Origin of the sequence: Aequorivita sp. 609 (assembly GCF_014212065.1) — a bacterium.
GTDB classification, from domain to species: domain Bacteria; phylum Bacteroidota; class Bacteroidia; order Flavobacteriales; family Flavobacteriaceae; genus Aequorivita; species Aequorivita sinensis.
The window spans coordinates 1-9857 of sequence record NZ_JACJVM010000001.1; the positions used below are offsets into that span (position 1 = coordinate 1).

Annotated in this window: 14 protein-coding genes; 13 read left to right on the forward strand and 1 reads right to left on the reverse strand. The window is 32.8% G+C overall.

The genetic code is table 11. The features are described from left to right. Positions 1-234 precede the first annotated feature (234 nt). The 4 genes from H4O20_RS00005 (at position 235) to H4O20_RS00020 (ending at position 3378) form a co-directional block, all read left to right on the forward strand. A complete protein-coding gene (locus tag H4O20_RS00005) occupies positions 235-699 on the forward strand; it encodes a DUF1572 domain-containing protein (protein ID WP_185097879.1) in 465 nt (154 codons plus the stop codon). Between the two features lie 157 nt (positions 700-856). Beyond that, positions 857-1699 (forward strand): hypothetical protein, encoded by an 843-nt coding sequence (locus tag H4O20_RS00010; RefSeq protein WP_185097880.1) that lies wholly within the window; start codon positions 857-859, stop codon positions 1697-1699. 376 nt (positions 1700-2075) lie between these two features. Then, entirely contained in the window at positions 2076-2324 is a 249-nt protein-coding gene (locus H4O20_RS00015; RefSeq protein WP_185097881.1) for a hypothetical protein, read from the forward strand. A gap of 55 nt (positions 2325-2379) precedes the next feature. Further along, positions 2380-3378 carry a hypothetical protein gene (locus H4O20_RS00020; RefSeq protein ID WP_185097882.1) on the forward strand — a complete coding sequence of 333 codons (999 nt, stop codon included), beginning with the start codon at positions 2380-2382 and terminating at the stop codon, positions 3376-3378. Between the two features lie 168 nt (positions 3379-3546). Here the strand turns inward: H4O20_RS00020 and H4O20_RS15065 are convergent, their stop codons facing one another. Then, positions 3547-3669: a hypothetical protein gene (locus H4O20_RS15065; RefSeq protein ID WP_260402618.1), complete on the reverse strand. Its 123-nt coding sequence runs from the start codon at positions 3667-3669 to the stop codon at positions 3547-3549. A gap of 82 nt (positions 3670-3751) precedes the next feature. Between H4O20_RS15065 and H4O20_RS00025 the strand changes: the two genes are divergently transcribed. The 9 genes from H4O20_RS00025 to H4O20_RS00065 all read left to right on the forward strand — a co-directional run bounded on the left by H4O20_RS00025 (position 3752) and on the right by H4O20_RS00065 (position 9811). Continuing rightward, positions 3752-4000, forward strand: coding sequence for a hypothetical protein (locus tag H4O20_RS00025; protein ID WP_185097883.1), 249 nt, complete (start codon positions 3752-3754; stop codon positions 3998-4000). Positions 4001-4080: 80 nt separating this feature from the next. Continuing rightward, the gene (locus H4O20_RS00030) at positions 4081-4320 is read left to right on the forward strand and encodes a CopG family transcriptional regulator (RefSeq protein ID WP_110476660.1); all 240 of its coding nucleotides are present in this window, start codon (positions 4081-4083) and stop codon (positions 4318-4320) included. Continuing rightward, positions 4313-4600, forward strand: a complete 288-nt coding sequence (locus H4O20_RS00035; RefSeq protein WP_110476661.1) for a type II toxin-antitoxin system RelE/ParE family toxin — start codon at positions 4313-4315, stop codon at positions 4598-4600. The genes H4O20_RS00030 and H4O20_RS00035 overlap by 8 nt, the downstream gene beginning before the upstream one ends. Before the next feature lie 387 nt (positions 4601-4987). Beyond that, positions 4988-5236, forward strand: coding sequence for a hypothetical protein (locus H4O20_RS00040; RefSeq protein ID WP_185097884.1), 249 nt, complete (start codon positions 4988-4990; stop codon positions 5234-5236). A gap of 78 nt (positions 5237-5314) precedes the next feature. After that, positions 5315-6049, forward strand: a complete 735-nt coding sequence (locus H4O20_RS00045; RefSeq protein ID WP_185097885.1) for a CPBP family intramembrane glutamic endopeptidase — start codon at positions 5315-5317, stop codon at positions 6047-6049. 328 nt (positions 6050-6377) lie between these two features. Next, on the forward strand, positions 6378-7037 hold the full coding sequence (locus H4O20_RS00050; RefSeq protein ID WP_185097886.1) for a hypothetical protein: 660 nt from the start codon (positions 6378-6380) through the stop codon (positions 7035-7037). 361 nt (positions 7038-7398) lie between these two features. Then, positions 7399-7647, forward strand: a complete 249-nt coding sequence (locus H4O20_RS00055) for a hypothetical protein (protein ID WP_185097887.1) — start codon at positions 7399-7401, stop codon at positions 7645-7647. Positions 7648-8003: 356 nt separating this feature from the next. Next, positions 8004-9125, forward strand: coding sequence for a Fic family protein (locus tag H4O20_RS00060; protein WP_185097888.1), 1122 nt, complete (start codon positions 8004-8006; stop codon positions 9123-9125). Between the two features lie 374 nt (positions 9126-9499). Continuing rightward, on the forward strand, positions 9500-9811 hold the full coding sequence (locus H4O20_RS00065) for a hypothetical protein (protein ID WP_185097889.1): 312 nt from the start codon (positions 9500-9502) through the stop codon (positions 9809-9811). The last annotated feature ends 46 nt before the right edge of the window (positions 9812-9857 follow it).

The following is a 9857-nucleotide window of genomic DNA, read 5'->3' on the forward strand; positions in this document are numbered from 1 at the left end:
GGCCGTTTGCGCTGCGCTCAATTCGTTTTTAGGGGTTATGTTGCTTGCTATAACCCAATTATCCACTCAGCAAGCTTTAAAAATCGCATTCCCGAGAAATTTCATAAAATTCATGAAATACAGAAATCTTAACCCTGAAACTGAATTTAAAGGAAAATTAGTGTAGTTTTGAGACAGACTGCCGTTGTAAGCAATTTGAGAAAACCGCCTAAAATATAAAGGTGTTAAGATAAAATGAAATTAAACGAATACTTAGCTAACCGACTAAAGGAAATTTTTACTGAAGGAAAATGGGTTTTAGGTACAAATTTCAAAGAACAAATAATTGACCTTGATTGGAAACAAGCAACTCAAAAAATAGATGACTTTAACACTATTGCTGATTTGATTTTTCACATTGATTACTACATAGCTGGCGTGAAAAAAGTTCTAAAAGGCGGAACACTGGATATACGGGACAAATATAGTTTTGATTATCCACCCATAAAATCTGAACAAGATTGGCAAAATTTAGTGAGTAAGTTTTGTCTTGACGCAGATGAATTTATCGAACTCGTTGAAAATATGTCAGAAGAAAAAATATTGTCGGACTTTGTAGATAAACAATATGGGACTTATTACCGAAATATTGACGCTATGATTGAACACTCATATTATCATCTCGGACAAATAATACTCATTAAAAAACGAATAAAATAAAAACTGCTTACAACAATGGCTATAAGTAATTGCTTGTTCTCGCCTACTTCTGAAAATCCTCGCGAATTTTCAGTTTGGTTTGTACTTGCTAAGTTAAGTGCTAAACCACGCAACTACTCATAGCCGAGACCGTTAGCAAAAATATAAAACCAGAATTATGAAATATCGTCTACTCTTCATTAAAGAAATTTTCGTTTTGACAAGCTTACTTACTTTATTCAGTTGTCAAAAGGATGATGATGTGTTTCAAGGAAGTGAAACAAAATATTTAGTTGATAAAATATATAATTACAACAATGACCTCATAGCGGAATACTTTTATGACAACGAAAATAGACTTATAAAAAAGTATGTAACTGAACATTTGGGTAATAACTATCAACAAGAATGGGCATCTTATTCAGATGAATTTGAATATCATAACGGACGTATTTCAAAAATTATTCATAAAGATATTTCGCACAATATGTTTAACTATGAAACCTATATCTTCTACAATTCTAATGGCAAAATAATAAAAACAGAAATATATAAATACGGGCAACTTATTTCAACTAACTCTAATTACAGATATAAGAATGACAATTTAATAGGAACTATAAAATACAACTTGGGTACTATGGCCTACAAAGATTCCATTATCTATGACTATTCAGGAAATGTGATTAAATATTTATACGAAAGACCTGAATCGGATTTATTAGGGAATCCAATACCAGAAACAAAAATAACTACCATTCAAGAATTTAGTTATGACAATAATTTGAGACCAAACTTCAATCTTGACTATCTTTTCATATATGAGCCTCTGCCATTTTATGAATTAGCAGATTTACAAAGACAGTTATCCACGAATAATATGACTGAATTTATTGATGAAACAAAATGGTTATATTCGTACAATGAACAAGGTTTACCTTCTAAAATAGAGGTTAAATGGAAAGATATTGAAACAACTTTGCCAATGATGTTAAGAATAACATACAAGGAGATAGATTAAAAAATACTTTTGCTAATAACTAAGCATTCGTGTGGTGGGTACGACCCAACATGAATGCAGTGTTGACTGAACCGGTGTATGTCGGTTTGCCCTTATGGGGATTGGTCTAGTTTGGGATGGGTTTTCAGGAGTCGGTTTTCCCTGATTTGGGATCGTTTACCTCAATTTTTGCTAAGGAATTATAGCGCACTGTACATTTTGTAGTTTTTCTCCACTGTTTTTTAGATTTGTTTGGTCGTTTACTTTCATTTTGGCCATAGGAGTCCCGTTACGTCGGGATTCACGTTTTTTTATATAGGTCTGTTTAACTGTTTTTTGATTTGCTCTTGCCAGTGTAGCGGTGGCCCACGGGCTGTAAAAGTCGCAAAAGATAGCCGTGGCTTCGGCAGATGCCGGCTTGATGACCCTTGCCTACAACCTTAAACGACTCTTTAATCTCGGTGTAAAGTTCGATATAACGGCCGTTTGCGCTGCGCTCAATTCGTTTTTAGGGGTTATGTTGCTTGCAATAACCCAATTATCCACTCAGCAAGCTTTAAAAATCGCATTCCCGAGAAATTTCATAAAATTCATGAAATACGGAAATCTTAACCCTGCAACTGAATTTAAAGGAAAATTAGTGTAGTTTTGAGACAGACTGCCGTTGTGTGCAATTTGAGAAACCATTATAATAATTGAAAATGGAGTTACTATATGACATTCTAAAAACAATAATTCTATCTCTCGTTTCGGCAACAATTTTTTGGATATTCTTTTCTTATCTACCTAAAAAAAAGCGATTAAAAAAAATTAGACCTAAAATAAACCAAGATTTAGAATCAATCACAACAAGTCTGTTTGGAATATTTAGAACCATTTTCAAGAATTCTAGTAACATAAACATATTATATAACCGAAAAGTACTTGATGGGACTTTAAAAAAAGAGGATATAGAAATTGGGTTAATAAATAAATGTTACGACACAAATAAAATAAATAATTTCGAGTATAAATCTTATATGATATCAATTGGAGAAGATTTAGAAAAATTCAAATTTCTAATATTAAAAAAAATTGAAGAACTATATTTTTTTACCGAATTTTTGAGTACTAATGAATTAATTACTCTTGAAAAGATTAAGAAAATATTGAACAGTCAAAATATAGAAATCCACTATAAAAAAAACCTAACTGTTCTAACAATGCATTTTAATGATTTATACAAACTATACATCAAACTAAATAAAATAACTTTTGAAAAAAATCATAATTATATTCAAACAAATGAATTTTATGATATTGCATTTCCTTTGTATCAAATAGATTATTATTTCTACAATAAAAAGGACTTTAAAAAATGTAAAAAAGTATCTAAAAACTATATTAAAAATTTTCCAAGTACTGATATTTTTAAATTAAGATTAATTATGTGTGAATATGAATTAAACAGAAAAAATAAGGGGCTTGAATTATTTAAAATATTCATAAAAAACAAAACATCACTAGAAGGTTATTCTAGTATCATAGAAATATTTGATAATTATGACGAAAGAATAAAACCGTATTTAAAACATAATATGGACGAGGACAAATTTCAAGAAATGAATAAGTCCATAGAGCTGAATAAAAACAGAAAATCCCAAGAAACAATAAGTTTTGCTAAAACTAATGAGAAATTAAAAATATATTTCAATAATTAAAAACTGCACACAATAACTAAGCATTCGTGTGGTCGGTACGACCCAACATGAATGCAGTGTTGACTAAACTGGTGTATGTCGGTTTGCCCTTATGGGGATTGGTCTAGTTTGGGATGGGTTTTCAGGAGTCGGTTTTCCCTGATTTGGGATCGTTGACCTCAATTTTTGCTAAGGAATTATAGCGCACTGTACATTTTGTAGTTTTTCTCCACTGTTTTTCAGGTTTGTTTGGTCGTTTACTTTCATTTTGGCCATAGGAGTTCCGTTACGTCGGGATTCACGTTTTTTCATATAGGTCTGTTTAACTGTTTTTTGATTTGCTCTTGCCAGTGTAGCGGTGGCCCACGGGCTGTAAAAGTCGCAAAAGATAGCCGTGGCTTCAGCATATGCCGGCTTGATGACCCTTGCCTACAACCTTAAACGACTCTTTAATCTCGGTGTAAAGTTCGATATAACGGCCGTTTGCGCTGCGCTCAATTCGTTTTTAGGGGTTATATTGCTTGCTATAACCCAATTATCCAATCAGCAAGCTTTAAAAATCGCATTCCCGAGAAATTTCATAAAATTCATGAAATACGGAAATCTTAACCCTGCAACTGAATTTAAAAGAAAATTAGTGTAGTTTTGAGACAGACTGCCGTTGGCAACAATTTGAAAATGATTCGATTTTGGTGTATATTTACATCAATTAACAATAAAATTATGTCAAGACAAAGTATATCATTTACAAAACCAAACGATGAGTGGCTAAAAACCCAAGTGGACAATAAAGAATATTCAAGCAAAAGCGAATTGGTCAATGATTTGATTAGACAGGCCCGAAAGCAGCAAGTCCAAATTGACTGGATTCGAGCAAAATTGGAAAAAGCTGAAAATAGTGGATTTACAAATGATAGTAAAGAAAGTATTTTAGCGCAATCAAAGTCTTTGCTTAATGGCTAAATATAGATTGACCAACGAAGCAAAAAACGACTTGATTCGGATTCACCATTATGGAGTTGAAAAATTTGGAATGACTCAAGCTGACAAATATTTCGAAACGTTCTTTGAGTATTTTGACATTATTGCAGAGCGACCTTTTTCCTTTGAATCAGTGGATTACATAAAAAAAGGATACAGACGTTGCGTATGTGGAGTTGATAGTATTTATTACAAAATAAATGAGAATATTGTCGAAATAATGGCAATTGTCGGAAGACAAGATTTAAATACAAAGCTATAACTGAATTAATAAAAAAACTGTTGCCAATAACTAAGCATTCGTGTGGTCGGTACGACCCAACATGAATGCAGTGTTGACTGAACCGGTGTATGTCGGTTTGCCCTTATGGGGATTGGTCTAGTTTGGGAAGGATTTTCAGGAGTCGGTTTTCCCAGATTTGGGATTGTTTACCTCTTTTTTTGCTAAGGAATTATAGCGCACTGTACATTTTGTAGTTTTTCTCCACTGTTTTTCAGGGTTGTTTGGTCGTTTACTTTCATTTTGGCCATAGGAGTCCCGTTACGTCGGGATTCACGTTTTTTTATATAGGTCTGTTTAACTGTTTTTTGATTTGCTCTTGCCAGTGTAGCGGTGGCCCACGGGCTGTAAAAGTCGCAAAAGATAGCCGTGGCTTCGGCAGATGTCGGCTTGATGACCCTTGCCTACAACCTTAAACGACTCTTTAATCTCGGTGTAAAGTTCGATATAACTGCCGTTTGCGCTGCGCTCAATTCGTTTTTAGGGGTTATGTTGCTTGCTATAACCCAATTATCCACTCAGGAAGCTTTAAAAATCGCATTCCCGAGAAATTTTATAAAATTAATGAAATACGGAAATCTTAACCCTGAAACTGAATTTAAAAGAAAATTAGTGTAGTTTTGAGACAGACTGCCGTTACCTGCAAGTTTGACCAGACTCAAGAATTCAAAAACAAAATTGAACGTTGACTAACCTATGACCAAAAATCTTTATCTGAATTTAATCTTGAGTTTTATTATTTTAATGATTGGATTTAAATTTTCTTCTCAATTAAATAATCTTTGGTTTACTAGGATAGGGAATGTATCATCAATTATTTTAGCTGGACTTTTTTTACTAAAATTTAGGGCAACGGCATTACCTGAAAAACAAAAAAGGATATTTAAGATTCAATTGATATTACCAATATTTATTGGCGTAATCGGTCTTTACTTACTTAACTATTTCACTCTAATATTTGTATATAACTTTTTTGATTGGGAATGGACTGGCGAAGTTAATCGTACAGCAAAAGAATTAATCGAATTAACATTAATGATTATACTTTTGGGAATTTTGGAGGAATTTTATTTTCGTAGAATTGTTGCCCAAAAATTACTTAATTCAAAAGGGTTTTCAAAAGCCCTATGGATTTCGGCATTGATTTTTGGTCTTGCACATAGTGTAACAGATTCAGGTTTTCTTTCAACTTTTCTAGGAGGATTATTTCTTGGTTACATTTATCTAAAAACCAACAATCTATGGTTGACAATTTTTACACATATGGAATATAACTTAATTTATTTTTTGATTTCACCGATTATCGACAATAGATTATCCGAATTTAACACGATTAAAATAATTTCTTTTTTTGTGGTATTAGGACTAGGATTATTACTAATGTTTTATCTGATTTTTAAAAAGCGTACCGAGTTAAAAACCAGCAGGTAATAACTAAGCATTCGTGTGGTCGGCACGACCCAACATGAATGCAGTGTTGACTGAACCAGTGTATGTCGGTTTGCCCTTATGGGGATTGGTCTAGTTTGGGATGGGTTTTTAGAAATTGATTTTTCTAATTTTCATTTTGGCACATCTTATATATTTTTGAAAATTATGTTGCTTGCTATAGCCTAATTATCCACTCAGCAAGCTTTAAAAATCGCATTCCCGAGAAATTTCATAAAATTCATGAAATACGGAAATCTTAACCCTGAAACTGAATTTAAAGGAAAATTAGTGTAGTTTTGAGACAGACTGCCGTTAGCTGTAATTTTGAATGAACAAGAAGGAACAATTAAAAAGAGACCTAGATAAGATTACTAAAAGTATTATTACTTTCCTTCAGTCCTTTGAATTTTGTTATTACCTAAACTATCCGAAAACGGACAATAATTTAGATGAAAAACATTTAAAATATATTTCTAATTCAGGTTTCTTTTCATTTACGAGATATGCACTTTGGCGTGTAACAATTATAGAACTTCATAAGTTGACTAATGACAATAAAGAAACTGACAAATACAACCTTCATCATCTAATAAGAAAACTAAAAAAAGGAGGGATTTATCAATCATTAAAAATAGATGAATCAAAAATTAGTGAATGGGAAACTAAATTGAAAAAACAGAATGAATCAATAAAACAAGTCAGTAGTTTGAGATTTAAGCTTTATGCACATACTGACAATAATTATGAAAATGTAATTAACAACTCTGAATTGACTTTAAAAGCAACGGAGGAATTGATAAACGTTATAGTTAAAATTGTATTTGAAATATATTTAATTGTCTTCGATACTCATTTTGAATTCAAACCAATTCACGAAAAGAAAACGGTTAGAAAAATAATAGATGACATCTTAACTAAACGAGAATCGGACAACAATAAAGCTGTTGAAAAATTTATAGAAAATGCGAACAAGAAAAACTACAGCTAATAACTAAGCATTCGTGTGGTCGGTACGACCCAACATGAATGCAGTGTTGACTGAACCGGTGTATGTCGGTTTGCCCTTATGGGGATTGGTCTAGTTTGGGATGGGTTTTCAGGAGTCGGTTTTCCCTGATTTGGGATCGTTTACCTCAATTTTTGCTAAGGAATTATAGCACACTGTACATTTTGTAGTTTTTCTCCACTGTTTTTCAGGTTTGTTTGGTCGTTTACTTTCATTTTGGCCATAGGAGTCCCGTTACGTCGGGATTCACGTTTTTTTTATATGGGTCTGTTTAACTGTTTTTTGATTTGCTCTTGCCAGTGTAGCGGTGGCCCACGGGCGGTAAAAGTCGCAAAAGATAGCCGTGGCTTCGGCAGATGCCGGCTTGATGACCCTTGCCTACAACCTTAAACGACTCTTTAATCTCGGTGTAAAGTTCGATATAACGGCCGTTTGCGCTGCGCTCAATTCGTTTTTAGGGGTTATATTGCTTGCTATAACCCAATTATCCACTCAGGAAGCTTTAAAATTCGCATTCCCGAGAAATTTCATAAAATTCATGAAATACGGAAATCTTAACCCTGAAACTGAATTTAAAGGAAAATTAGTGTAGTTTTGAGACAGACTGCCGTTGTGAGTTATTTTGACCCGTCTTGAATAAAGTCTACATAATTTTAAGCAAAAACCTCCTTTACTATCAAAATTCAAAAAAAGTGATAACCAAAGCAGTTTAAGGTAAATATATTTACATCAAATTCTCTTGTTTATCAAAAACAAAAAAATATGATATTCTAAATATTTTGAGATTAATTCTTTCATATCAAACTTCATTGAGTATCAAAATTATCAAAAAATGATAATCAAAGTGGTTTGATGTAAATATTTATACATATATTTGTTTTGAGAATCATATTTGAGATATTTTTAACCTCAAATGGTTTTTATGTTAATATATATCGAAAAATAAATATGGAATTAAATTTAGAGAATGCCGTAAATTACCATTACGATAAATTTCCTCCGCAAGAATTAGCTTATGGAAACTTTATTACCGAGTTGATTAAAGCAACAGATGCAATTGCTCGATATGATCAAATGTTAAAAAACATTCATAATAGTGAAATATTACTAGCTCCTTTAAGAAATCAAGAAGCCGTTATCTCCTCTAGAATGGAAGGAACAGTTAGTACAATGGATGAGATATTAAAATTTGAAGCAGATGAAAATGGAGAATCGGCACAATTACAAAACACTCGTTCAGAAGTATTTGAAACAATTTTGTATCAACGAGCATTAATAAATGCTCAAAAATCAATGCAAGATGGCTATAGCCTATCATCAACACTTATTAGAGCTATTCACCAACAATTATTGTTTTTTGGTAGAGGAGCTACAAAATCACCAAGAGAATTTAAAAAGGAACAAAACTATTTAGCAGATAAACTAAAAAAGAATATTTTATTCATTCCAATAAGTCCTGAAAAGTTAAATGATGGATTAGAAAAATTATTTGACTATTTAAATAACAGTGACCACCCAATTCTAATAAAAACAGCTTTAATGCACATAGAATTTGAAGCGCTACACCCATTTCAAGATGGAAACGGTAGAATTGGTAGAATGCTTATAACATTACTCTTATGGTCTAGTGGTGTGATTTCTGCACCTCATTTTTACATAAGTGGATATTTAGAAGAAAATAAAAATTTATATATTGATACAATGCGAAATGTATCAGAAAATGGAGATTGGGAAAGTTGGTGTAAATTCTTTTTAAATGCTGTAGAAAAACAGGCAATGAGAAATTTAGAAGTAGCTGAAAGTATTAAAGATTTATATGAAGAAATGAAAAGTGTCTTTTCAGAAATACTCTCTTCAAAATGGAGTGTAAATGCATTAGATTATATTTTTACAAACCCCGTATTTAGGAATAATAAATTTACATCTAACAGCGGTATTCCGGCTCCAACCGCAGCAAGATTTACAAGGATATTGCTAGACAATAATCTAATTTTCACAAGAGAAGAATCGTCTGGTAGGAGGCCTGCTTTATATTCTTTTGAACCTCTAATGAAACTAGTAAGAGTTTAAAAAACAACTCACAATAACTAAGCATTCGTGTGGTCGGTACGACCCAACATGAATGCAGTGTTGACTGAACCGGTGTATGTCGGTTTGCCCTTATGGGGATTGGTCTAGTTTGGGATGGGTTTTCAGGAGTCGGTTTTCCCTGATTTGGGATCGTTTACCTCAATTTTTGCTAAGGACTTAAAGCACACTGTACATTTTGTAGTTTTTCTACACTGTTTTTCAGGTTTGTTTGGTCGTTTACTTTCTTTTTGGCCATAGGAGTCCCGTTACGTCGGGATTCACGTTTTTTTATATAGGTCTGTTTAACTGTTTTTTGATTTGCTCTTGCCAGTGTAGCGGTGGCCCACGGGCGGTAAAAGTCGCAAAAGATAGCCGTGGCTTCGGCAGATGCCGGCTTGATGACCCTTGCCTACAACCTTAAACGACTCTTTAATCTCGGTGTAAAGTTCGATATAACGGCCGTTTGCGCTGCGCTCAATTCGTTTTTAGGGGTTATGTTGCTTGCTATAACCCAATTATCCACTCAGCAAGCTTTAAAAATCGAATTCCCGAGAAATTTTATAAAATTCATGAAATACGGAAATCTTAAACCTGAAACTGAATTTAAAAGAAAAATTAGTGTAGTTTTGAGACAGACTGCCGTTGGCTGTAATGTAAAACGACATTCCCGAAAACAAAGAAAATGACCCAATCTGAACTTATAATTTTAAATTTTACAGAAATAAGGAGAAG

Bases quoted from the DNA above. Each gene is read 5' to 3' on its own strand.
- H4O20_RS00045 (WP_185097885.1), top strand. From the start codon at position 5,315: ATGACCAAAAATCTTTATCTGAATTTAATCTTGAGTTTTATTATTTTA.
- H4O20_RS00050 (WP_185097886.1), top strand. From the start codon at position 6,378: ATGAACAAGAAGGAACAATTAAAAAGAGACCTAGATAAGATTACTAAA.
- H4O20_RS15065 (WP_260402618.1), bottom strand. From the start codon at position 3,669: ATGAAAAAACGTGAATCCCGACGTAACGGAACTCCTATGGCCAAAATG.
- H4O20_RS00035 (WP_110476661.1), top strand. From the start codon at position 4,313: ATGGCTAAATATAGATTGACCAACGAAGCAAAAAACGACTTGATTCGG.
- H4O20_RS00020 (WP_185097882.1), top strand. From the start codon at position 2,380: ATGGAGTTACTATATGACATTCTAAAAACAATAATTCTATCTCTCGTT.
- H4O20_RS00030 (WP_110476660.1), top strand. From the start codon at position 4,081: ATGTCAAGACAAAGTATATCATTTACAAAACCAAACGATGAGTGGCTA.
- H4O20_RS00060 (WP_185097888.1), top strand. From the start codon at position 8,004: ATGGAATTAAATTTAGAGAATGCCGTAAATTACCATTACGATAAATTT.
- H4O20_RS00010 (WP_185097880.1), top strand. From the start codon at position 857: ATGAAATATCGTCTACTCTTCATTAAAGAAATTTTCGTTTTGACAAGC.
- H4O20_RS00005 (WP_185097879.1), top strand. From the start codon at position 235: ATGAAATTAAACGAATACTTAGCTAACCGACTAAAGGAAATTTTTACT.